Source organism: Alteromonas sp. Cnat3-28, from assembly GCF_022348265.1.
Classification (GTDB): Bacteria; Pseudomonadota; Gammaproteobacteria; order Enterobacterales; family Alteromonadaceae; genus Alteromonas; species Alteromonas macleodii.
The window spans coordinates 21,576-45,922 of sequence record NZ_JAKREY010000021.1 but is presented as its reverse complement, the minus strand read 5'-3'; the positions used below and the strand labels follow the sequence as shown (position 1 = coordinate 45,922).

The 24,347-nt window shown below is 43.8% G+C and carries 23 protein-coding genes; 6 read left to right on the top strand and 17 right to left on the bottom strand.

Annotated elements, in window-relative coordinates; genetic code table 11:
* Positions 1 to 32: 32 nt before the first annotated feature.
* The 5 genes from MHM87_RS17140 to MHM87_RS17120 form a co-directional block, all read right to left on the bottom strand.
* Positions 33 to 1,445, bottom strand: a complete 1,413-nt coding sequence (locus tag MHM87_RS17140; protein WP_239260349.1) for a collagen-binding domain-containing protein — start codon at positions 1,443 to 1,445, stop codon at positions 33 to 35.
* A gap of 181 nt (positions 1,446 to 1,626) precedes the next feature.
* A complete protein-coding gene (locus MHM87_RS17135) occupies positions 1,627 to 2,037 on the bottom strand; it encodes a biopolymer transporter ExbD (RefSeq protein ID WP_014950746.1) in 411 nt (136 codons plus the stop codon).
* Positions 2,038 to 2,179: 142 nt separating this feature from the next.
* A complete protein-coding gene (locus tag MHM87_RS17130) occupies positions 2,180 to 2,968 on the bottom strand; it encodes a CLCA_X family protein (RefSeq protein WP_239260379.1) in 789 nt (262 codons plus the stop codon).
* 25 nt (positions 2,969 to 2,993) lie between these two features.
* Positions 2,994 to 3,530 carry a flavodoxin FldB gene (gene fldB / locus MHM87_RS17125; protein ID WP_239260348.1) on the bottom strand — a complete coding sequence of 179 codons (537 nt, stop codon included), beginning with the start codon at positions 3,528 to 3,530 and terminating at the stop codon, positions 2,994 to 2,996.
* A gap of 17 nt (positions 3,531 to 3,547) precedes the next feature.
* Positions 3,548 to 5,413, bottom strand: a complete 1,866-nt coding sequence (locus MHM87_RS17120) for an alkaline phosphatase family protein (protein ID WP_239260346.1) — start codon at positions 5,411 to 5,413, stop codon at positions 3,548 to 3,550.
* Between the two features lie 271 nt (positions 5,414 to 5,684).
* Between MHM87_RS17120 and MHM87_RS17115 the strand changes: the two genes are divergently transcribed.
* A complete protein-coding gene (locus MHM87_RS17115) occupies positions 5,685 to 6,806 on the top strand; it encodes a hypothetical protein (RefSeq protein WP_239260344.1) in 1,122 nt (373 codons plus the stop codon).
* Between the two features lie 89 nt (positions 6,807 to 6,895).
* Here the strand turns inward: MHM87_RS17115 and msrA are convergent, their stop codons facing one another.
* Complete coding sequence (msrA, locus tag MHM87_RS17110; protein ID WP_239260342.1) at positions 6,896 to 7,441, bottom strand: peptide-methionine (S)-S-oxide reductase MsrA; 546 nt, start codon at positions 7,439 to 7,441, stop codon at positions 6,896 to 6,898.
* Positions 7,442 to 7,665: 224 nt separating this feature from the next.
* On the opposite strand from msrA, the gene MHM87_RS17105 reads away from it, so the two are divergent.
* The 3 genes from MHM87_RS17105 to MHM87_RS17095 all read left to right on the top strand — a co-directional run bounded on the left by MHM87_RS17105 (position 7,666) and on the right by MHM87_RS17095 (position 10,509).
* A complete protein-coding gene (locus tag MHM87_RS17105; protein ID WP_239260340.1) occupies positions 7,666 to 8,061 on the top strand; it encodes a DUF393 domain-containing protein in 396 nt (131 codons plus the stop codon).
* Entirely contained in the window at positions 8,051 to 8,776 is a 726-nt protein-coding gene (locus tag MHM87_RS17100; protein WP_239260338.1) for an SDR family NAD(P)-dependent oxidoreductase, read from the top strand. Before MHM87_RS17105 ends, MHM87_RS17100 begins: the two co-directional genes overlap by 11 nt.
* A gap of 311 nt (positions 8,777 to 9,087) precedes the next feature.
* Positions 9,088 to 10,509: a sodium-dependent transporter gene (locus MHM87_RS17095; protein ID WP_014950738.1), complete on the top strand. Its 1,422-nt coding sequence runs from the start codon at positions 9,088 to 9,090 to the stop codon at positions 10,507 to 10,509.
* A gap of 115 nt (positions 10,510 to 10,624) precedes the next feature.
* On the opposite strand, the gene MHM87_RS17090 is transcribed toward MHM87_RS17095, so the two are convergent.
* Positions 10,625 to 11,437 (bottom strand): NAD-dependent epimerase/dehydratase family protein, encoded by an 813-nt coding sequence (locus tag MHM87_RS17090; RefSeq protein WP_239260336.1) that lies wholly within the window; start codon positions 11,435 to 11,437, stop codon positions 10,625 to 10,627.
* Between the two features lie 166 nt (positions 11,438 to 11,603).
* On the bottom strand, positions 11,604 to 12,434 hold the full coding sequence (locus tag MHM87_RS17085; protein ID WP_239260334.1) for a DUF2884 family protein: 831 nt from the start codon (positions 12,432 to 12,434) through the stop codon (positions 11,604 to 11,606).
* Positions 12,435 to 12,780: 346 nt separating this feature from the next.
* Between MHM87_RS17085 and MHM87_RS17080 the strand changes: the two genes are divergently transcribed.
* A complete protein-coding gene (locus tag MHM87_RS17080; protein ID WP_014950735.1) occupies positions 12,781 to 12,972 on the top strand; it encodes a hypothetical protein in 192 nt (63 codons plus the stop codon).
* A gap of 75 nt (positions 12,973 to 13,047) precedes the next feature.
* Here the strand turns inward: MHM87_RS17080 and MHM87_RS17075 are convergent, their stop codons facing one another.
* The 3 genes from MHM87_RS17075 to MHM87_RS17065 are packed head-to-tail and all read right to left on the bottom strand — an operon-like array spanning position 13,048 to position 16,193.
* Positions 13,048 to 14,385: a mechanosensitive ion channel domain-containing protein gene (locus tag MHM87_RS17075; RefSeq protein ID WP_239260332.1), complete on the bottom strand. Its 1,338-nt coding sequence runs from the start codon at positions 14,383 to 14,385 to the stop codon at positions 13,048 to 13,050.
* A gap of 3 nt (positions 14,386 to 14,388) precedes the next feature.
* Complete coding sequence (locus tag MHM87_RS17070; protein WP_014950733.1) at positions 14,389 to 15,282, bottom strand: acyltransferase; 894 nt, start codon at positions 15,280 to 15,282, stop codon at positions 14,389 to 14,391.
* Entirely contained in the window at positions 15,279 to 16,193 is a 915-nt protein-coding gene (locus MHM87_RS17065; RefSeq protein ID WP_014977421.1) for an acyltransferase, read from the bottom strand. The genes MHM87_RS17070 and MHM87_RS17065 overlap by 4 nt, the downstream gene beginning before the upstream one ends.
* 113 nt (positions 16,194 to 16,306) lie before the next feature.
* On the opposite strand from MHM87_RS17065, the gene fghA reads away from it, so the two are divergent.
* Positions 16,307 to 17,149, top strand: coding sequence for an S-formylglutathione hydrolase (gene fghA / locus MHM87_RS17060; protein WP_014950731.1), 843 nt, complete (start codon positions 16,307 to 16,309; stop codon positions 17,147 to 17,149).
* Between the two features lie 72 nt (positions 17,150 to 17,221).
* Here fghA and MHM87_RS17055 read toward each other — a convergent pair whose 3' ends face one another.
* The 6 genes from MHM87_RS17055 to MHM87_RS17030 all read right to left on the bottom strand — a co-directional run bounded on the left by MHM87_RS17055 (position 17,222) and on the right by MHM87_RS17030 (position 24,281).
* Entirely contained in the window at positions 17,222 to 19,342 is a 2,121-nt protein-coding gene (locus tag MHM87_RS17055) for an EAL domain-containing protein (protein ID WP_239260330.1), read from the bottom strand.
* Positions 19,343 to 19,351: 9 nt separating this feature from the next.
* Positions 19,352 to 19,837: a Rab family GTPase gene (locus MHM87_RS17050; RefSeq protein WP_076011044.1), complete on the bottom strand. Its 486-nt coding sequence runs from the start codon at positions 19,835 to 19,837 to the stop codon at positions 19,352 to 19,354.
* A 12-nt stretch (positions 19,838 to 19,849) separates the two neighbouring features.
* Positions 19,850 to 21,616 carry an OmpA family protein gene (locus tag MHM87_RS17045; protein WP_239260328.1) on the bottom strand — a complete coding sequence of 589 codons (1,767 nt, stop codon included), beginning with the start codon at positions 21,614 to 21,616 and terminating at the stop codon, positions 19,850 to 19,852.
* 3 nt (positions 21,617 to 21,619) lie between these two features.
* Complete coding sequence (locus MHM87_RS17040; protein WP_239260326.1) at positions 21,620 to 22,171, bottom strand: hypothetical protein; 552 nt, start codon at positions 22,169 to 22,171, stop codon at positions 21,620 to 21,622.
* A gap of 240 nt (positions 22,172 to 22,411) precedes the next feature.
* Entirely contained in the window at positions 22,412 to 23,266 is an 855-nt protein-coding gene (locus MHM87_RS17035) for a nucleotidyl transferase AbiEii/AbiGii toxin family protein (protein ID WP_239260324.1), read from the bottom strand.
* Complete coding sequence (locus MHM87_RS17030; protein WP_061095875.1) at positions 23,250 to 24,281, bottom strand: type IV toxin-antitoxin system AbiEi family antitoxin; 1,032 nt, start codon at positions 24,279 to 24,281, stop codon at positions 23,250 to 23,252. The genes MHM87_RS17035 and MHM87_RS17030 overlap by 17 nt, the downstream gene beginning before the upstream one ends.
* Between the last annotated feature and the right edge of the window lie 66 nt (positions 24,282 to 24,347).

Genomic DNA, 24,347 nt, shown 5'->3' with positions numbered 1-24,347 from the left:
TTTGCCTGAAGATTCACTCTCTTTTTAAAGCGTTAATTCGCTTTTCTACGTCTAGCTAGCATGAAACATCCAGCGCCAAATAAAAGGGCGATTGATGCAGGTTCACTTACGTTGATAGCGCCGAACTGATAGTTATTTACTTGGCCTGTCGGCGCATTGTAGTTTTGACCTTGGTCATCAATCAGTTGCACCAACGGAGTGACCAAACTATTAGCAATGACATTACCGTCTACATGACCATTGTAGAAACTTAGCTCTGCATATGGCGCCAGTACACTACCTTTAACACCCACACTATGTAGTGTAAGAAAATCAGCATCAACAAAGTTAAACAAGATGTTGTTGGTATAAAGGCCATCATGACGCTGACCTACATTGTTGTCATTGTCTCTGTACTGGCCATTTTCTCTGAAATATTCATTTTCCTGCGTAAAGGCCGTATTGAAGAAGCCAGTGTTAAATAACTCAACTGATTCACCGTACACATTGATGATGTTGTAGCTGGTGGTTGAGAAATCGTAGACAATGCCTTTATCAGCAGCGCTGAACCAACTAGCGTCAATATTGTAGATATTGATATCATCAGAGCCAGAGAAGGTGATGGTGTTTAATACATCCTTGCTAGCGTCGGTACAAGCAACCGCTTGGTCTGAATCGTTAGCGTCAGTGCACGACAATGTTGTTGTGCCATTCACCGACATTGACGCAAACTCCTGAGACTGCGCTGTTACTTCGGCAGCAATAGCATTAAAGTCGATATTGTTAACGTCAGCCTTACTCACGCTGCCCTGTTCAACAGATGTTGCTGTCGAACCGTTGATAGCGGTGTAATTGTTAACGTCGTTAAGCGTTACGGTACCGTTAACTTCGCTGCTATCAAGTTCAACGCTAGACTCAGCAAATACGTTTCCGTTTTCAACTTGGGAGCCATATAAAGCAGGGTTACTCACACTGTCGTAAACACTATTAGGCCCACCTAGTTTCACAGTATTGGCGTGCACATCACCTGATACAACATTTGAGTTACCTAGTTTGACATCACCTTTGGATGAAATACCGCCAGACTTCACCGTAGAATTAATGAGATTTACAGTCTGCTGAGCGTTAACCGCTTTATCGAATGTGAGTTCAGAGCCAAACACCATACCTGACACGGTAGTTGAACCACCGTGAACATCACCGCGCGTGAAATGAAGGTTACCGCCTACGGCAAGAGCAGACTCAGACATATCTGGCGATAGCAGTAAGCCGACATTGAAATCGGATACGTTCATTTCGCCACCGACTGCTAGTCTTCCTTCAACATCGGAAGATTGGCCGGTAAAGCTATCGAAGATGAATGCGTTATAGTCAAACGCTTCACTTAATTCAATTTTGGCGGCAGATACTTGTGGTGCTGACATAACTGCTGCAAGTACACCAGTGTAGAGTATTTTTTTGTGCATAATGGCTCCAGTGACATCAGAGTCTGGAACCGAGTTTCAACATGGATTTTCCAGACACACCGAATGGTACGATCTGAACAAAATTCATGCGATAGCACAAGAGATACTTTGGTATAAGGTCTTATACGAAAAAAGCCACCCGAAGGTGGCTTTCTTTATTTTGCGTGGTCAGAAAGGCGTTTTAGCTGCTCTTTTTAACCAAAACAGATACTTTATCAATACCTGCAATTTTAACTTGGTTCATAACTTCTACCACAGTACCGTGCTCACTGTCTTCGTGAGCCTGGATAGCAGCTGAATCCGTGTTGTTTTCCGCTAGGTATGTTTGCGTGTTTGCAACCACACGACGAATATCAACTTCGCGGCCGCCCATCATAATTGTGCCATCAGCATCAATACGGATAGAAAGCGCTTTTGAAGGCTTATCGTTTTTCGCTTGATTATCTTCAGGACGGTTTACGTCCAAACCTTTCTCTTTCACGAACGAGGTCGTTACGATGAAGAAAATCAACATGATGAACACGATGTCCAACATGGGGGTCATATCAATCTGAGCCTCGTCTTCAGCCGAGGTATGCTTCTTTCTTTTCATCTCGTCTTCTTTCTTCTGTTACGTTCGAGCGCTTTAGTATACTGCTTGTTACAAAAATATACAGGGTTTTGTACAAAAACAGTGTGCTCATTAACACTTGTTGTTGAAAAAATACTCAGTTTCACAGTAATAAAACAACAAACTAGGTTTGTTTATGTGAAATAGCGACACCTAATTGGTAAAAATACAACATCAATGCCTGATTGAGTGATGTACGCAAGTTACCATGAGGATAAATGCCAAGTCTAGCTTCCGTTGATTTTTTTGTCCCCTGCACCAAAAATGCATTCTTGATCTCGTGATCTTGAATACAGGCTTCAAATGCGCGGGCAGCCATCTCCTGAGGCATAGCATAATAATACATTTTTAACGCGCGATCAGCTTCTACGGATCGCACAAAGTACTCATTTGGTCTTTTTTGATCACTTAGGAACAATAGCGAGAAACAATCGCTCAATTTTTGATTCAACGGATGAGGATTCATCGGGGCATTGTCGAGCCAGGCCTGTGTGGCAAAGCTACCGGCAGCAATACCGTCGAACATGCGCGGCGCAATATAATGATCGAAAGCGTGAAACCATTCGTGGGCTAGCGCTCCGGCTCCTGCATTTTTTGCTAGCGCAAGCTGTCTTTTCGCACTGTTGTAGTGGGCACTGCTGCGTTTTTGACCGCCACTGCCAAAAGCCAGTGACAGGGATCCGTTTAACGATAACACCTGTTCATTGATATTTAAGATCGCGACCAGATCGTAAAGCGCATCGAAAAAGAGGTTGGCAGCGATCTGTTGTTCTTCTGCTGTTACCCATCTACCCACAGTGATCGTAGCGAAATTAAACAGTTTGCGAATATCTTGAAATGAAACATCAGCGCCGTCCCTGTGACTTGGGCCGTTGCGATAAAACTGCTGATGAATACGGCCTTTACTTTCCAACACTGACATCCGAAATTTATAGGCGTTAAGCCATCGAGACCAATAACTGTTCGCACCATGCTTCGATGCGCGCGTCTGTTTTGTCGTATTGGTTTTCATCGTCAAGAGACAGGCCAACAAACTGAGTTTTGTCTTCGGTTAACGCTTTTGAGGCGGTAAACTCGTAGCCTTCGTTTGGCCAATAACCCACGATCTTACAGCCTGATGGCAATATTGCATCGTGAAGCATGCCTAGTGCATCTTGAAACCATTCACCGTAACCAAGTTGATCGCCAAGTCCGAATAAGGCGATGGTTTTCCCTGATAAATCCAAACCGTGCACTTCTTCCCAATGAGACTCCCAATCTTCCTGGAGCTCGCCAAAGTCCCACGTTGAAATACCAAAAATGATAATGTCGTATTCGGCCGTGCGCGTTAGGTTAGCGTCTTTAATGTTGTGAAGGTCAACAATATCTTCGTCGAAAAGGCTATTGAGCTGCGCTTGGATTTTTTCTGCTGCCATTTCGGTATAGCAGGTTGTTGAGCCGTAAAATAATCCGATGGACAGTGCGCTATCACTCATTAGATACCTCTTTTGAACTAATCGTCTTTAGAAGCTGGGAATTCTACCTCTTTACCGTTGCTCAACAAAGCTTTGCACTGAACATCGGTGTTTTTCTGTGAAATTTTTAATACACCAATGGCGCAACCGTTGAATAATTCGCCATAGCCCAAACTTGGTTCTCTCGCTTTTACCGACATATTTCGGCGTCTTGTGAAAAGGTTGAGGGGCGATTTGGAGCGATAAAGCACGCGGTTTAATCTATCTAGCCATTTGATCAATCCATCCGGAAAGGCGTTTTTTAATCCGCTGCAGGTGAACTGGGTGATGTGGGGGCTGTTGCGCCTAAAGCGCAGGCGTACATCGTATACAAAGGAATAGTGCACATCGCCAGATAGAATGATGAAATCGGGGGGCGTTTTGTAATGCCTGAATATGTTTAATATAACGTTCGCGGTGCCTTTGTGGGCCATCCAGTTCTCAGCATCAACAGTAAGCGCCTTGCCAAAAAACGTAAACACCTTTTGAATGGCTTCGATAACCTTTACACCATAAATGGGAGCGGCAGAGACAACGATGACAGATTCTTTGCCAATTATCGAATGCTGAAAATCACACAGTGCTTCCCAGTCCATTAGCCCCGAGGGCTTATTCATATTAGATTCACTGCGCCAACGCTGCGTGCGGGTGTCTAAAACCTCAATAGGTGGTGTGGTATCTAAACGGTAATGCCACTGATCAAAATCCAACAGATCATCAATGATTTCATCGTGCGAGTTTAAACCGCTTTCTCCCATTGATTCTTGTACTTTAGCAATTAATGGCGCTACTTTTTTTGGAGCATTTCCCCAGCCTTGGCAAAGCAAGTAGCCGATAAGCGCATTGCCGATCATGCGTTTTGATAGAGGGTTTCCATAGACTTCTTGTTCCCACCCCCGGGTTAAGTTCCAGTCGTCGGTAACATCGTGATCGTCAAAAATCATATAGGTAGGAATGTGTGCCAGGGCCCTACGTACCTGCGGTAGCTGTTTTACAAAGCCGTTAAGCGCCTCGTGTTCTTTGTCGAAAATAGCGTGGTATTTTGGGGGGATCCCATCTTTATCTATATTGATATCAGCCCAAAGCGTGTCGGACCACACCAGTAAATACATAGCGATGATCTCCGCACTGCCAATCAAATGGTTTTGCGCGTTTACTGATGTGAATACCGGTTTTTTCTTAGCACCAAAGAATATTGAAGACAGTACCGTATTGGTCGCAATTTGTGGCAGAAGCTGCTCTCGTTCGTAATACCCATGTTCATGTGTGGCAAGTTCATTAGTGTTGGTTACTACTGCCCCTTCCAGTGCTTCATGATAAAGACCTAAACGGTCAATCACGCTGTGTATGGCTTTAAGCATAGGACCTGCGACATCATCAGCGTAAATCTGATCGCCCGTCATCAACAGGAGATCGGGAAAATCATTTTCCTTTTTGAACGCATTTTTATGGAGTAAATCTACTTGTGCTAGGGCATCATCACTGTGAAAGTGAGGCTTACGGCATGAGCCGTGCAATATGGTCTCGGGAGTCTCGGTGTAGTGGAAACATAAGGAAGACTGCCCATCGTAAAGAAGCCCGCGTTGTTCATTTTCCCATGAAGCCTGCTGAGCATCGTCGCTAAAAGATAGCGAGTAACCTATCCGCGCAGTATCTTCGTAGGGCTCTGACGAAGTGAAAGAGAGCAAGTGTATAAATGCGTACTTACCTACGCGTATGGTTTCGCGTTGACAATTGCCGCTGACGACGACTTCATTTGCAGATAGATTTAGCGCAGGTGAATCGGCGTTACTGGTTACTACCCAAATATGACATTCTGTAGATGTCACCCTTCTTACTATTGGACCTGCAATAACTTGGGGCAAGTGCTGCGTAGAAATGACGCTCTCCTTTAATTTTCGTCAATATTAATACACGTAAGTGTGTTAACTAAATATGCTGCACATTAATTGAAAACATGATGACAGCAAGACTATTTAACGTTGCCAAATCATATATGTACTCAGCAAACCTGATGTCTATCGCATAACCTTACTCTTTTTTGTGAATAAACGGTATGCTCGATATACTCCCTTACAATTTTTTCAGTTTTACCTTTTGCTCTCGTCTTAATAAACGGAGAGAGGACTTCACACTATGCTAAAATATTTAACCAGTGCTGTGCTAACCACTTTACTGATAAGCGCCTGTAGCGAGCCGAAAGACGTTGTTATTACTCCTGAACCTCAAGACTTAACAGAAGTCACTGTGGGTAAATGGATCCTTGATGAAAAAGGCAACGTTATGTTTGATCCTCAAACCTCAGGGTTAGTGGTGCTAGACGGTCAACTTGTCACTATCGCAGATGCTAGCGCTGATACCACTCAACAGTTGAAACTTCATAGCATTTCACCAGATACCGCAACGCTGAGCGCATCGAGCGAACGCTTTTCATTTTCCAATACCGTGCGCCGAAGCTGCTTTTATAGCTATTTGAGTGAGCAACCTGATTTAGAAGCGCTAGCCGTAGACCCCAGAGATACTAACGTAATTTATACGGTTACCGAAGATGCTACCCGTACCGGCGCATTAAGCCCTCGCTGTGAAACCAAATACGAGGAAACAGGGTCAACAGATTACCCTACCTTGTTGGTAAAATTGACACGAAAAGATAATGGCTCGGTTGAAATGTCGGATGTGCGACCTCTTCAGTTTCCCAACGATTTTGAAGTAGGTAATTTTCCTAACGACGGCATTGAAGGCTTGACGATGGCTGAAGACGGCACGTTATATCTGGCGCTAGAGAAAGATAAAGCAGGACAGCCAAGAATTTTTACATTGGCTGTTGATGAAGACTTTTTCTCGTCGAATGATTTTGCCACAGTGAGCGAGCCTAACCTTCAACTTCCTTCGTTTACTTCAGGTAATCACCCTATCAACGGACTGGCGTTATATACTCATTCAACGGGCGCATCCTATTTGTTTGGCGCAGCAAGAAACGACAATGAACTGTGGGTAATTGATGTGAATGGCAATAAGCCAACAAAGCGTATCCCTATTACCTTCGACGTTGCCGGCGATCAGAGTTGCGAACAGTACACAATGGATAATTCGTCGATGGAAGGATTAGTGACCATTGAAAATACCTTGTGGATCATTAACGATCCTTGGGAGAAAAACTACCTTAAAAACGCGACGTGTGAAGCGCATAAGAAGCGTTATGAAGACTTAGCGCCTTTATTATTTCCACTAGAAATTAACAGCGTTTGGTTTGAATAATAAGAAAACGAATAGATTGAAAAACAAAAGGGTTGCTTTTAAGCAACCCTTTTTATTGTTGGCTAACGCTATTAATATCGCTGTTTTATTTATGCGTCGCTGCGAAGTCGAGAAGCGAAGGTTTTTTTGAACTTCGCAAGTTTAGGTGCCACCACCATAGAGCAATACTGGTTTTGTGGATTATTTTTGAAGTAATCTTGGTGGTAGTCTTCGGCGTCGCAGTAGTTATTTACTGCTACAATTTCAGTCACTACGGGATCGGGCCAAATCTCTTCTTCTGTAATTTCTGCGATAATTTTTTCTGCTTCAGCTTTTTGTGTATCGTCGTGATAGAAAACTGCGCTGCGATACTGTGTGCCTACATCATTGCCCTGTCTATTCAGCTGTGTAGGGTTATGCAGCGCAAAGAAAATTTCTAGTATCTCTCGGTAGCTAATGCTGTCGGCATCAAACGTCACTTGTACCACTTCAGCATGGCCAGTATTTCCTTTGCATACCTCTTCATAGGTTGGATCGGCCTTTTCGCCTCCAGCATAGCCAGAAATTGCTTTTTCCACGCCTTCAACGCTATTAAACGCTGATTCGATACACCAAAAGCATCCGCCTGCCAACGTGGCGACTTGTAAATTTGCCATAGTAAAAACCTCTCTTAATCTTTGTCTGTAGTGTGGGTGCGGGTAGGTCACAACACAAGTCATCCAAGCGTGTTTTTTTATCGTATAAACGAATATTAAATAAGAATAATGTGCGAGCTAAGTGAAAGGTTTTAACATGTGAAGTTAGCTGCTTTCTTTCAAGCAGTTTGCAACTGGTAAGAATGCGTATAAACGTGTTCAAAATTTGGCAGAGGTATTCAGTCGTGATTATTTTCTATGACGGGTATTGTCCGTTGTGTATCGCTGAAATGCGTCATTTAAGAAAAAGAGACAAGCACAACAAATTAACATTGGTAGATATTCAGGCCCCCGATTTTTCGAACCGTTATCCAACCATGGATTGGCATGCACTTAATGCAAGAATTCACGGACTTCGTGAAGACGGGACGTTGATAACTGGCCTTGATGTCACTCATGAAGCATGGAAAGCCGTGGGCATGGGTTGGCTATATGCACCGCTTCGCTGGCCTGTTATTCGTCATTTAGCCGATGCTTTCTACAATGTATTCGCAAAACATAGATACACCATTTCATACCTGTTAACAGGTAAAAAACGCCAGTGCGATCGCTGCATACCAGGAGAAGCCAGTGAAAAATAACGTCCTTATAGTGGGCGCGTCGGGCGGTATTGCGTCTGCGCTTATTGAGCAATATAGCAGTGATGGTGCTAGGGTGTTTGCGGTTAGTCGCGCGCCTTTATCTGACACCAATCATTCTGGGGATGTTACCTATCATCAACTGGCCGAACAGGACGATAGGCACATTAGCGAATTTGTTGAACAGCTGGCTGAACAGCAGGTTGTGTTAACTACAGTAGTTATCACAACAGGCTTTCTACACCGCGAAAGCGATGGCATTCATCCTGAGAAACGTTTGGAAGATGTCAGCGAGCAGGCCTTAGCGGCTTATTTTTCGACTAACAGCATTATTCCCGCAATGTGGCTCAAGCATTTGGTGAATATTATGAGTAAAGAAGGCTCAACCCTTGTTTGCTTAAGCGCGAGAGTAGGGAGTCTTTCAGATAATGGACTTGGCGGGTGGTACGGCTACCGCGCGTCGAAAGCGGCGCTCAACATGTTGGTTAAAACGGCGTCGGTAGAATACAAGCGCAGATTGAAAGACGTGATGCTTGTTTGTTATCACCCTGGGACGGTTGATACGGGGCTTTCTAAGCCTTTTCAAAAGAACGTCGCCGCCAAGAAACTGTTCACGCCAGAGTTTACCGCTAAACAGCTCATTCACCACCTTTCGGCGCTTAATCGAGACCAAGCTTGTCATTTTATCGACTGGAATGGCGAAGTGGTAACTTGGTGATACGGTCTAACATCATTTCAGCAAGTCCAACATCAAGACTTTTTATTTCACTGCTGTTACCATGCTATTTTTGGGAATGGTGCAGCGTATTGATAAGCCCATAAAGGTAGCAATACAACGCGTTGACGCCACACGTGAGTCATAACAACAAACGCCATCCTGATAATAAATAATACCAGTTCGCTCGGCTTGATTCTTACGAATAGTAAGTACCGACAACCAGCATAAATTGTGAGCACGCGACGTGTTTGTGCATCACAAGGCGTGATACGGCGAACTGCTATAACAATAACTCAACAAGAGGAAGGGATATGAGCGGGGCCAGAGAACAGTTCGGATCGCGCATAGGTTTTATTTTGGCAGCTGCAGGTTCTGCGGTAGGCATAGGTAATTTGGTAGGGTTTCCTGTCGGTGCAGCTAAAAATGGCGGTGGTGCATTTCTTTTAATGTACGCTATTTTCGTTTTTGCCATTTGTTTACCGGTAATGCTGGCGGAAATGTCAGTAGGTCGCCATGCTAAAAAAGACCCGCTTGGTGCATACAGTGATATAAGCGGTAATGAAAAGAAATGGAAAGTCGCGGGGTGGCTAGCTATTGCTACGCCATTCATGATTGCCGTTTTCTACATGGTTATTACCGTGTGGCTTTTCGGCTATTTGTTCGAAGCAGTAAGCGGAAATCTAGACAAGTTAGCTAACCCAGAAACCTTTGGGCTGTTTATTAACTCAGAAGCCATCTTTTTATATATGGCGGCCGTTGTTGGTGTGGTCTACCTCATCCTTCAAGGCGGTGTAAAAGAAGGGATAGAAAAAGCGGCAAAGCTGCTCATGCCTGCGCTTTTCGTGATGCTAATCGGTCTCGTTATCTTTGTATTAACCCGCGAAAATGCGATGGCTGGCGTTGAGTTCTACATTGTTCCTGAGTTTTCAAAAATCACTGCTGAAGTGGTGAATGGTGCGCTATCGCAGGCCTTTTTCTCTCTATCGTTGGGCATGGGTATTCTTATAACCTATGGTAGCTACATTGATAAGCGTGCAGATGTACCGAGCGCTGCCAAGCTGGTGGCGTTAACGGATACGGCCGTGGCGTTCACAGCGGGTTTGATGATCCTTCCTGCCATCTTCTCTTTTAACCCAGACATTAACCCTGATGATTTAAGTGAATCGTCAGTGGGTATGATTTTTACTTATCTACCTAGTATCTTTCTAGCGTTACAAGATTCGATTGGATATATGGGCGCATCGATTGTCGCTAGCTTGTTCTTCTTATTAGTGTTCTTTGCGGCAATTACGTCGCTAGTGTCTATTTTTGAAGTACCTGTTGCGGCGCTTATGGATGAAAAAGGTGTAAGCCGTAAATGGGCGCTTGGGTCGCTAGGAAGTATTATGATTTTGCTAGCCATCCTAAGTGCGTTGTCATTCGGTAAAGTTGATATGCTTACGTCCTTTATGCACTACGCTGGCGCAGATAAATCACTGTTTGATGTCATTTACGATGTGTTCTACGACACGATTTTGCCTTTAAACGGCTTGCTAATTTGTTTGTTTGTTATTTATCGTTGGAAGAGTGCAAACTTCAATGCTTCTTTGGAAGAGGGCAGCAGTGGTTACAAAGGCAGCTGGTTTGAAAAGTACGTGGATATTTCGCTTAAAACCTTTATTCCGCTTATTTTACTCGTGATTTTTGTAAACACGGTAGCGGTAAAATACTTCGGGTTGAGCCTATTCGGATAGTCAGGTTTTACAAGAAATGACGTGAGCTAGCAGTGAGCTCAACTTAAAAACGGCAAGCCTAAAGCTTGCCGTTTTTGTTTGTGTCAGAGTGTGTATTTTACACTAAGTGTAAAGCCTAAAACATGCGATAGGGGTCGCTATACTCTGGTGTAATATTTAGCCTTGCCCAGCTTTGTGCGGCGTCAATCACTTTGCCAGCAGGTTCTGCTTCAGTATCAGAAAAGCGAGGAGCATCAATATCCATCGCCTTCGCTGCATCCACGTAATAAATACCGCGCTTAGGATGAGACAAGCTGCAAAGGTGAATAACATCGTTAAGCGGCTTGCCACAAATGATGGTCGTCAGCGCAGATACAATGTCGTACACATGTACAAGGTTTATTCGCTTATTTCCTGCATCTAACTGTTTTCCACTTAACGAGCGGGCGGGGTGACGGTCTGGGCCTACTAAACCGGCTAGGCGAACAATACTGATATCAACCTGATCTCGCTTAGACAATAAATAGTCTTCAATAGTCACGTGGGCTTTGGCCGAGGCTGTTTGCGGCTGTGTAGTGCTAACTTCGGACACTACCTCGTTTGTTGCATCGCCGTAAACCGACGTGGTGCTGATAAACACGATATGCGCCACCTTTACGCTGATGGCTGCGTCTATCAACTGCAGCATATTGTTGGTGTATGACGCGAGATCTGTGTTTCTCCTGCCAGGGGGAATATTTAGCAACAAGGTAGCGTTTGGCAAATGGTTACAAAGCGCTGATGTATCTTCGCCCAGGGCATATTCAATTGCGGTGATACCTTGGTCTTTTAACGCGAGACGTTTCTGTTGGCTTCGAGTGGTGCCAACAATATTGACCTTGCCTGAAAGTGCTTTGCCCACATAGCTGGCTAACCAGCCGTAGCCACTAATTACTACATTTTGAGTCATCGATTAAATACCCCTTTGTTTAGGGCTTAAGAGTACATTAATTGGAGGGCGGTTGTCGTTAACTGTAAAAATGAAAAACCGACTGGGTTACAGTCGGTTTTCTAAGGTGAGTGGTTAGCGTTGCAAGTCGTTTCGTTTTGCGCGTTTAGTTAGCTAAATGCTCCAACTACATTTTCATTTCGTCGTTATGGTCATGGTGGTTGTCTTGATCAATATCTAGCAGGTTCAAGTCATCTAGCCCAGATATGGATGCCTGCATTTTGCCTTCGGCATAATCCGCTTTCTTCAGTACCTTACACAAAGCATCGCCTTTCTCTTCTAGCGCAGCCGCTTGGCTTTCTAAACGATGCTCTAAATCTTCACCCCAGCGCTCCATCTTTTGCTCAAACTCAGACATATCACCGCCTTCCCACAACATTTGTGTTCCTACCGCAATAAGTATTCTACCCATAGACTCACTGATTAAAGACTCAATTTGCGCTTCGAACTCTTGCTCCCAGCTTTCGTCAAACCAACCTGGCTCATCGAATTTAGTTGAATCAACGCGAATATTGCCTGCGTCATCATAGAATGAAGTGTTTAGTTTGGTTTCAAGTGAGTCGAACAGTTCACGAAAATCGTCACCCATTTGATCGCCGCCTAACAGTTCAGTAAATACTTCAGTCACTGCCACGTTGGCAATTTGCAGCCCTTCACTGGCGATATTCAAGGTCATAGGGATGGCGATATCAATGTTGTTGTAATATTCACTTACCCAGCGCTGTTGTTCGCTGTCAAGCGATACTGATTCACCGTTAATGGTCATATTGTGATGGGAGTCAATCGTCATCACTGAGCCATTGTCCATCTGTACCGTTAGGTCACCTTGGTAATATTGAATATGACCATCAAGCTCCATGTCACAACTGTTGTTTTGAAAGCTGCTGTCATGCGCAAATGCGTGGCCGCTCATTAAAGCACTGGTAAGGGCAACTGAAAGTAATAGTTTCTTAGACATTGTTCATTCCTTAATTTACGTGTGACGCGTTAACGAAAGTGCTCGAAGCAAACTGCAATGCGTTGTAGTGTCACTGTCAAATAGACGCTAACGATACTCGCTGTTATACCTAAGGTAGAGCAATGGCCTTGCCAATATTTAAAGTCTATATCTTTCAAATGGTTAGTGATATTTGATGATTTCTTTATGCTCTGCTAAATACACTATTTAGTGAGATTACCAACTAATTAGTAGTTTTGACTAAGATCAATTAATACCGATAGCGGTACATTTAAGCCAATCCAAGCATGGTTAAATCTTATTTATTGGTGCATAATACCGCCAATATTTTTAAGGGGTTATCACAATGGCTGATTGGATTAATGCAATTATGTTTGGTGTTGCGCTAATTGCCTTTACGCTAGGGCTAAGCAGCATCGTTATGGGCTTTATGACTGCTAAAGCAGGTGCTGAAGGTATGCAGGAAAAAATCGAGTACGGTTTTTTTGGCGTTACTGGTTTAGTACTTTGCTTACTGATGGCCTACGCATTGGCTTAAGCGATAAGCATTAAAAAAACCGGCTATCTCAGCCGGTTTTTTTTCGTCTTGAACAAGTCTTTATTCATCACTGCCTTATCGATTAGGTTCGCTCTTCTCCTGAGCAACCTCAGGCGCATTGTCGCTTTCAGGACTGTTTCTATAAGCGCTTTGTTCGCGATGGGCAAGCAGCGACAAATGTCCATCACGTTGATAAGCACGTAAATCGAACAAATCCAGCATAGCCATAACGTGGTCGAAAATATCCGCCTGTACCTTTTCGTACCTCACCCATTCCTTTTGTGCACAGAAGCAGTAAATTTCTAAAGGTAAACCAAGCTCATTAGGCGGTAGCTGCCTAACCATTAGGGTCAGTTCTTGGTTTATATCCGGGTGCTTGCGCAAGTATGCCTCTAAATAAGCTCTAAAAGTGCCGATGTTGGTAAGGCGACGGCTGTTTAGCAGATCCGACTCATCAATGGAGTAATCTCGGTGATAAGCGCGGAGCTCATTTTTCTTCTTATCGATATATTCGTTGATATAGCGAATTTTCGAAAAGCGCTCTAGCATATCGTTGTCACAGAGCTTAATAGAGTGCACATCAATATAAATGGCGCGCTTAATTCTGCGTCCGCCAGACTCTTGCATACCGCGCCAGTTCTTTACTGCTTCTGTAGTAAGGCTGTAAGTCGGCAGCGTAGAAATGGTTTTATCCCAGTTTTGTACTTTGACATTGGTAAGACCTATCTCGAGTATTTCACCATCTACTTCATACTTAGGCATGGCAATCCAGTCGCCCGTATTAAACATGCGGTTAGCGGCTATTTGAATGCCGGCAACAAAGCCCAGAATGGTGTCTCTGAAAATGAGTAGTAAAACAGCGGCAATGGCGGTTAAGCCAGACACAATAAGTAGCGGGCTTCTGTCTACAATCAAAGAAATACTTAATAGTATGGTGATGATTGCAAAAGCGAGCTTAGTGACTTGAATAAAGCCAGTGATAGGTGCGCGTTTAGCAAGCGCTGAGGCGTTATAAACGTCTTCCACTGTGCTCAACATGGCATATAAGGCAAGAAGGCCGCTATATAGCATGTATAGCTGAGCGCTCTTTATCACCATACCGTGCATCACGGCTTCATCGCTAATAAGTACCGGTGTGGTTAAGTAAATAAACAGGGCAGGGAAGAGGTGCATTAAGCGACGGAAAAAACCGTGCTGCTGTAAGGCGTTGTCCCAGAGGTTATTGGATTTGTATACCCAACTGGCTATCTGGGGGCGCACCAATAGCCTTGCGATAATATAAATTACCGCCGACACCAATAAAATACTACTTAGTGCGATGACGTTATACAGCGGATCTTCAGTAGTAAGATTCGGGAAAATATCATTAACTATGTGAATAAAGTTATCGCGTACTGAAGCACTGACTTCCATTAATTACGACTCCAACATTTTCTTTATACGGTTGTCTTTATTTTCCCATAGACCGTTCAACCAGTTTTGGAAATAAAGACGAAACTCAGACTCAGTGCGTTCTGAATGCTGTTGTAATTCAGGTACCGGCGTAACGTTCACATCGATCACGATTTTTGTCATCTGACCGCTAAGCATTGCCATCATAGGATGACGCTTATTTTCCGGATAAAGCAGCGAGATATCTAACACGTTGGTAAATAATTCGCCCATAGCTGAGAGCGTAAAGGAAACGCCGCCGGCTTTGGGGGGCAGGAGGTTTTCATAGGGACTTTGCTTTGACAGATGCTTCAATGAAGTAAATCGAGTCCCCTCTACGAAGTTAATGACCGTTGTGGGCACCGTTCTAAACTTCTCACAATACGCTTTGGTGGTTTCGAGATCCTTTCCTTTTTTCTCTGGGTGCTTTTCTAAATACGCACGGGTGTATCTGTGCATAAACGGCATATCAAGCGCCCAGGCACCGAGTCCGACAAATGGCAGCCAAATCAGCTCTTTCTTAAGGAAAAATTTGGGTGCAGGAATGCGGTTTGTTGCGAATTCAATGAGCAGAATAATGTCGAGGTAGCTTAAATGATTGGCAATAATCAGATACCAACGGTCTTTGGACAGCTCGCCGTGTACCGAACACTCAATATCGACGCGGTTGAACAAGCGTATCATGAGAACGCTGACCCGTCCGAAGCTAAACATTAGCCCGTGCATCACTTTATTCCATGCCGTTCTTATCTTTCCGTTAGGCATAATAAGTTTTACCAAACCCAGTAAGATAATTAAGCCTCCCCACAACGCAAGATTGAGGATTTGTAGTGAAGTATGTAATACGAAAATAAAAGGAGCGAGTACTGCGCGAATCATAATGGTTTCTGTGTTGCGTTTAGTGAATCTAAAAGTTGATCTTTGGCATGCCAGCGTTCATTCAACCACGTCTGAAAACGGGCTCGAACTTGCGGGTCATCAAAATAATTGTCGCTGAAAATGCCGTTTTCCATAATGTCTTTGATGGGCATTACGTTGATATTCACACGAATATCACGAACCTTACCACTAACGAAGTCCCAGAAAGACGGTACGCCGTTCGGATAATCAATTGTGACATCAATAAGCTTATGCAAATGATCGCCCATCGCAGATAAAACGAATGCAATGCCGCCTGCTTTAGGCTTAAGTAAATGAGTGAAAGGCGAGGCCTGCTTGTCGTGCTTGGCTTGCGTAAAGCGGGTGCCTTCAACAAAATTCATAATACTTACAGGCTTATTCCTAAATTTCTCACACGCTTGACGCGTGGTTTCCATATCCTTTCCTTTTAAATGCGGGTTTTTCGCAAGAAATGATTTGGAATATCGGCGCATAAACGGAAAGTCGAGTGCCCACCAAGCGAGCCCTAAAATAGGAACATAAATAAGCTCTTTTTTAAGGAAAAACTTTAAAAACGGAATTCTTCGGTTAAATACACGTTGAAGAACTAAGATATCGACCCAAGATTGATGGTTAGCAACAACGAGATACCAATCATCTCGAGTGAGTTTTTCTAGTCCGTTTACTTGCCATTTGGTGCGTCCGCTGATGCGCTGATTCAGGTTATTAACGCCGATCCACGCAGTCGCGCATGCGTCGAGTAAATAAGAAATGAATCGTCGCCACGGCGCAATAGGTATAAGTTTAAAAATAGCCAATATAAAAATAGGCGTTGACCACACTACCGTATTGACGAAATAGCAGATGACCGAAATAGTGCCAACAATATGATGCAACAGTGCTTTTACCATTGTACTTACCTCAAAAATTAGGCGCTTAGTGTAAACGAACTTGATCTAAAATCCGATAGAGCCTTTACTGATTCCACAATAAAGGTGCAAATTTACGTATTTAAGGAGCTGAAATGGAGCTTATTGGCGAAAATAGAGCATTCGGGGGACGGCATTTACGCTATACCCATAAAGCTGAAACAACACAATGCGATATGACCTTCGCAATTTTTCTTCCCCCTTTCGCCTCGAAAGAAAAGCCAGTGCCCGTGCTTTACTGGCTGTCAGGGCTGACATGTACCGACCAGAACTTTATGCAAAAAGCCGGTGCAATGAAGCTAGCGGCGGAATTAGGTATGGCTATTGTAGCGCCCGATACATCCCCCCGTGGCGAGAACGTTCCAGACGACGAAGAAGGATCTTATGACTTTGGCCTTGGGGCAGGCTTCTACGTTGACGCTACGCAGGCGCCGTGGGATAAGCACTACAAAATGTATAGCTATATTGTGAACGAGCTACCTGCGCTTATTGAAAGCGAGTTCCCTGTAACCAAAGAGCGCGCTATTAGCGGTCACTCAATGGGCGGACACGGTGCTTTAGTTATTGGCATGCGTAATCCTAATAAGTTTGTATCGGTATCGGCCTTTAGCCCTATCTCAAATCCTTCAGATTGTCCGTGGGGCGAGAAAGCCTTGGGTCGATACTTAGGCGATGACAAGGCGGCATGGCAGGATTACGACGCCTCGTTGCTATTAGCAAGCAAAACACACAGCGTACCTCTGCTAGTAGAGCAAGGGACAAAAGATGAGTTCTTGCACGAGCAGCTGAAACCTCAGTCTCTGGTTCATGCTGCACAACAGTCAGATACGCAACTTACGCTGAATATGCATGAAGGTTATGATCACAGTTACTTCTTTATCGCGTCATTTATTGAAGAGCATTTAGAGTTCCATGCGGGGCACATGGGCTTGATTTAACTGTAAAAAGTAAACGCAAAAAGCCGGAACCTTCCGGCTTTTTTTGTAGTCTGGGTGAGCAACTATACTCAGTTACTTCAGTTTTTGCGCTAACGATATGAATTCAGGTATAGCTACAGGACGCTGATACAAGTAGCCCTGGCCATAAGCACAGCGATGACTTTGCAAAAATTGCTGCTGCTGTTGTGTCTCAATACCTTCGGCAATAATTTTAATATTCAAATTACTCGCTAGCCCAAGAATCGCCTGCACGATTGCTTGATCGTCGGTGTTTTTCTCGAGTTCACTAACAAAAGAGCGGTCAATTTTAAGTTCATCAATGGGTAGTTTCTTCAGATACACCAGTGAACTAAAACCTGTACCGAAATCGTCAATCGACACGGTGATCCCCATTGCTCGAAGCTCGTTGAGTAATACTGAAACGGTATCCAAGCTTTCCACAAACACGCTTTCGGTTAACTCGATAGATAAGTTTGAGCCGGGGAGTTGGTGATCTTCCAATGCGTTTTTAATTTGGTTTAGTAGTGCTAAATCTGACACTTGGCGGCCAGAGATATTAATGGCCAACCTAATGTCTAAATTAGAAGCCTTTAACGCTTCTATAGCATCACAAGCTTCATTGATAAGCCATTCTCCGAACGGGAATATAAGCTCACTTTTCTCAGCAAGTGGAATAAAAATCTCTGGTGAAATGAACTTGCCTTCCGGCGTTATCCACCTTGCTAAAGCTTCGCATTTAACAATTTTGCCTGTCTCTAAATCGACAATAGGCTGCAAGAAGAGCTTAAGCTCGTTATTTTCGATGGCACAACGAAGCTGATTTTCAAGCTCATTTATTGCGTGGTGCTGTCTGTGCAATTCTTCACTATAAGTAAGCGCAACATTACGCCCTTGATATTTAGCAGCTTGCAGTGCGATATCGGCACATTGAAGTAACGATTCTGTTGACTGACAGTGCAAAGGGAAGTTCGCTTCACCAATATTAATACCCAAATTTGGCTCGCTGCCGTTCAGTACGGTGTAAGTTTGAGTAAGCTTTTTGATTAACTGCTCGATGTACTGAGCACTAGTTGTTTCTTTGAAGGTATCTTCACGTTTTACTAATGCAAATTCGTTACTGCCTATCCTTGCGATAAAACCACTGTTGCCCACAAAGGTTTGCAGTCGCAGTGCAAATGACTTCAATATCTCGTCACCCGATTGATAGCTGAGTGACTCATTGATTTTCTTAAAGTCGCATATGTCTATGATAAACAATTTGAATGCGATTTCTTCCTGAACCAGTCGTCTTACGGTATCGGTAAAGAGGTTGCGATTGGCTACCTTTGTCAACGAGTCCATTCCGCTGGCGGTTAACACGCTATCTTCTTTATTGTGGATATGAGTGATATCGGTAAGCAGATAAACCCAATGGGTTAACTCGTCACCTTGCAACACAGGATGAATGGTCACCTGTAACCATACGTTGTAATCATCAACAGGTTGCCAATAGAGCTCGCCTTGCCACGGTGCTTTTCTTTGCACTAATGCCGGAAGAAATGTCGCCGGAGCGTCGATATCTCTGAGCAATTCGTTCACGCGAATAGAGCTTGGGGTGGTGCTGTTACAAAGCAGCAGCCTGTGAGACGCTTTGTTATCTAATATCAACCCACCTTTGTCGTCTAAAATGACCACGCCAGTTTCTAGATTGTGAATTGCTTGCTGAATGGGAGGAACTAGCTTTTGAAGCCGCGTATTCTTGCGTAGAACGCTGTTAAGTTTGTGCCTAATGTACTCATGCTGACCGACAATTTCGTGATGACTTAGCAAAAGTTCTCGAGCGGCCTGAAGGGTTTTACGCTTTTCGTCAAATTGCTCTTCAACATTTTTAACGACCAGATAGCGAGAACCCGATTCACTATTAATCGCTAATGCTTCTAGGCGAAGTACCTGGCTCTCACTCTGCTCAGTCCAAAAACCCGAAGAAAGCGTAAATGAAGTATCACCTTTCCATACTTCGTCGGCATCAAGAAAAAAGTCGTCTAAAAAAATAGAGGGGATATGCTTTTTTTGGAGTTTGTTGTTTTCGTCAAGCGTCACAACATTGGCTAACCATGGAAGTTCAGGCGTTAAGCATTCAATATCAGATTCAGAATTACACTTAAAAAGCGCGCAATTAGTAATGCCCAATGCATTTAATAAATGGATATCCATGGCAATCTCCTACCAAAACGCAATTGTACTGAATAAGTTCTCTACATTTTCACCGGTCTTTGCGCTGGTCTTCGTAAGCGAAGCGAATTTTTGAGCATAAGTATTAAGCTCCTCTTCACTCCAGTGCCAACTTGTGGGGAGATCCGTTTTGTTTACAACGAAAAATGCCGGGATATCTGGATAGTGCTCTCGCGCGAGCTCTAGAATTTCCATGCCTTCAAGCAAGGATTGAGATCGAGTTTGGTCCACAACAATAATGTATGCACTAGCGCCGCGAAGATAGCGGGGATTAAAGCCACAGTATCTGTCGATACCCTCCAAATCCCAAAGTAAAAGCTGGATGCCGCGACCATCCTTATTGACTTGTTTTTTATCTATTTTAACGCCAATAGTGGTCTTGTATTTTTCAGAGAAAATACCTTCCACGAACTGTTTTATCAGGCTTGTTTTTCCAACACCAGTAGGGCCTAAAATACAAACTTTCTTCTGTATCACTGCAAAGCTTCCTTACTGCTTCTCACTGGATATTAATACGTTTAACATAACCGAACGCCCCATTGACGCCTTCTGCAATGGCAGCTCTCCTAAGCTTACAGGTATAAGAATATCACTATCTACGCCAAGTGAAATTAATGAATTCACAACATTCTCTGCTCGTTTTTGACTCAATGCGCGATTACGTGCGCTCGAGCCTGAATTATCGCTGGCACCCATAACAACAATGCTCACAACGGTTTCCGTTTTGTCTGCAAGCGCTAACAATTGCTTTATGTCGTTCGCCAGTGGTTCTAGTTTTGCTAACTGTACTTCAGAAAGCGCTTCTTGGTTAGTAGCAAATAGTACATTCTGTGAGGAAACTTTGTTAACTAGCCGGTTCAATGCGGCCTTTTGGAGCACGGTATTGTCTACCTGATGCGCGGCTTTCACGTTGAGTGAGGTGTTATCAACGCTTAGCATTGAGATCCCTGGAATCGCACCAATCTGCTGAGTAAGGTTAATTGCGGTTGGAGTAAATACGGTGCCAGCAATTACGAAGCTACCGTTTTCACCTTTTTCCAGTGATATGTTTTCTGACTCGCTAAGCGGATAGTCGCTCACCAACATACTAAGTTTGCGCTCGACTACGCTTGGCTTAAGAGATACGAAGGGTTCTTCAATAACGGTGACCCTTTCTGAATCGATGCCATTTTCACTAAACCAGCTCTCGATGCTGGTGGCGATGGGGTCACGAAGCACTTTAGCATGCACGTTTCCGTTAGAAATATAAGTGTCGGTTACGATGATTCCCGGTGGGGGAGTAAGCTCGTGCAAATCACTTTTCAAAATGCTTAATGACAACCGCATAAATGACAACACGGCTAGACCCAAGAAAATAGCTAGAAGTACCACAGCGCCTATTAAGCGCTTAGATTTCTTACCTTCGCCTTCTTTTCTCTCACTTATTAAGCAATCGGAAAGAATAGTCTCGCATCCATCGAAGGGCGCATTGTCGCCTTCATAATTAAGTAGCGGCTGCTGATAGAATTGATGAAAGTCTTCAAGCGCTTGCTGAAGTTTTCCGCGTACCTCAGGAGGAATACTGCCAGTGACCGCTGCGACCAAGAGTGCTTGCGGTCCAATTTTTATTAGCAGCGTGAAGTCTTCCGTTCTTATTTCACCAAGCTCGTTTTCTGACTCGGTACTGGTTACGCCAAAAGCATCTGCCACAAAGTCATTAATGGCCACTAGCATTGAGGAAATTAGATCGGCGTCTTTTTCTTTATCAGGATCTGAAGAAATACTGTGAAGAAGTGTGCCGGTCTCCCGATGAATAACCAGCAATTGTTGAACTTGGTATTGGTAAATCTGTGAAGCGACGTATTCAGAATACCTGATCCCAGATTGCCAAGCTTTGAATCGCCAGGACACACTTTTGGGGCTTAGGCTGTTTTCTATAAGCGCGTTGGTTCGCTCAACAAACTCAACAAGAAATGAAGACACTGCCTTTCTTACCAGCGTGCCAACTAATGGGTAAAGCGTGCCGACAATCTTATCGCTATTAGCTTCTATAGAGCGGTGCAGCGATTTTTCAACAAGAGGAACTAAGACTTTGTTGACCGAACCGTCCTTTGTTTCGCGATCAAATAGCGCTTCGGAAACCACGTTGGTCACAATGCCTTTTGCATCGCGATTCAGTTTCTCTTGAACGAACTTGTCGTCCCGTCCGATAAGTAGCTCTCTGACTTTGTCTAGAGAGTTGTCCGACAGCTCAGACGGCGGCACTTTTTCAGTCATTAATTAATGATCTGTGGCGAGGTTGGTGGCCATAGTCGAAAGTAAGTTTGCCAGCGTTTTTCTGTCAGTTTTACTTTCTGATAGCTCACTTGTAACCTGCTGGAGCTTTTCTAATAGCTCTTGGTGTCGCTTACTAAATAAATTATCTAGCGACTCAAGCTCTTTGACTACGTGGGCTTCTAACGCATCGTTATCGTTCTTAGCTGCGGTCTCGGCTATTTCTAGCTCACTTTGCAACTTGTCAGTAGTATTTTGAAGCTGCTCTTGGACGTTGCTATGATTGTCATTTGCACTGGCCAACTGATTAGATAATTCAGTGATCTGTTGATCGATAAGCTTACGTATATCGTTAAACTGATTATCAAGATGCGTATTCAATTTAGTAAAACTGTCGTTGACCCGTGATTCCAAAGCAGAGAGATCTGCACGGAACGCACGGTTTGTTTGACCAAACAAAATGTCTCTAAGTTGAGCAAGTTCGTCTGCTGGTTGAGGCGCGCCTTCAGTTTGAGTTACGTCTTGCGCTTGCTGATCCTTCGGCTTCTTGTCCGCCATAAAATGTCTCCGGAAGGCGCAGGTCTTTGCATTGAACACGCAAACGAGCTGCAATCACATTTTTGTCTGTGCTAATAATTATGTTTGATACTCTATACAATAGCCGCTAATCGTGAACTTTAAAATACGCTAAAAGCATAATAGTGGTAAATACCTACACAAAAACCATATTTTATTCAGTAAGTTGATCTCGCGTTTGATTCCAAATGACGTTGCGGGATGGCTCCTCAAAACACCGTTTTACCCCTCATTTAGCCTATCTTTTACAATCTCTATGAGTCTGTTGGCTTCTTCATAACCTGCGACAGTATGCTTTGTTATATCAACCTTCAGGCGCTCTAAGACCCCATCGTTGTTTAGCAAAGCTTGCTTTATATAGGTCAATGTTTTCTTCTTTGCGAAGGTCGCGATCTCGTCCGCTAGCATCATTGCGCTGGCTTTCATATCGTCATGATCCTGCGCATCCATATAATCTTGGTCGTAAAGCGCATCTACAACCGTAGGAATTCTGCTGTAGTGTTTTATTACATAATAGATATCAATAGCGTCTTTTCCCTGATACTCGCGAGCTCGTTCAGTCCAGGCGATAAGTTTCAGTAACAATATTCCAGCTGGAGATGCTACTTTTACGCTAATTTCGGGGCTTTTTATGAGGGTAACGTCCCAAGCGTTTTGATAAACTTCATCAAACCCTAGCACGCTCATAACAAAATCTTGTTTGGGCGGCCAAGCGATCTGGCCGTGTTCATCGCAGACCCCACCAAACGGAATCAAGTCGATTTCCCAAGGCAAGCCGTCACTGTCAGTCGTGTCTAGTTGATGTGCCCTCTTCGAGTGCGGTGTAAATCTCGCTTCTATCAATGCAGTTCGTAACACTTCGTAATGCTCCCAATTCTGCACTTCGATACCAAAGTCCACATCTTTCGTACCGCGCTCGATAGCAGCGTTATAGCCGTGAACCAAGATTATATCCCGTGCAGTAGCCCCTACAATCAGCAACGGAATACTTAGCTCTGCGGCAATACCGTGGATTTGACTATATACCTCGATAAGCCCTTTGGGCAGTTTTTCGGATACATCAAGAGAGGTGGTCATGGTAGATCCTTTTGGCAGTTTCAAGGTTGCGAGGGTCATCGCTGTTGAGTAGTTCAGCATAGACTAGCAATGGCGCGATATAGCCAGGTAACTTACCCCTAACTTTATCGATTTCCACTGGCGGCTCTACAATTTTCAGTATATTAACGTCTGTCTCTTCAGCACGTAGTCGGCGTAGCCTGAAAGTTTTTAATAGGGCTTTATGTGCTTCAGTATCAGCATATATTTGATATGTTTTGGGAGTAAGGTAATGAGTATAGGCATCAGCGGCGACCTCTCCGCCCCAGAGTGCTCCGTACTTTTCTAGCGGTGCGTTACGAAGCTGCTCAATATTCTGAGGAACATATAGCTTTTGCTCCAGTTTTGCTTCCATGTTGTGTGGATAAGCGTCTAGCCATCGCGTTAGAAGCAGATCTTTTTCGTTGAGGACGAGTCCCTTTTTCCCTTTTTCGAGAACAAATGTGAGTTGCTTAAGGTCATCTAAAACTTGTTTTACCGTGCCTAAAGCAATTTCAGCTTGCTCCGCAAGTACCCGCATTGGCTGATTAACAAGCTCGGGCTTCAATAACAACATCATGACCAGTTTCATACCTTTAGGTTGAAACGCCTTTCCTGTTAGCTTTCTCGCGTGTTGTATTTGATGCTCTTGAAGTGGTTTCTTGCCTCTAATATCAATATAAAAAGGAGGTATGTTGAGGTGCGCATTACCTGACAGATCGAGATAATCGATTTGCAATTCCTGGCAAAGCTCGGCAATGTTCTCATTGATATAGGTTGTGACTATAAGTGTTTTTTTGTTGTTAAAAACTATTTTTTCTAGTTGAAGCTTGTGTAGTCTGTGGCGAGTAAGCCCCTCCTTTTCTTCCACACACCAAGTATGTTTCTGGTTTCCGTGAGTGATCGTCAGCTGTCCGTCCGTTTCCTCAGCATTTCGGGCATTGTGATGCGTATAAGTGACATTTAGCTTGGTATTCGCGGCTAATAGTTTCGCAGCTTCAGCGAGTAAGTTATCCATTTGTTCATTTATATTTCATGTTCACTATTAATGAACAATACGAAAAAATGAACAATGCTGCAACTT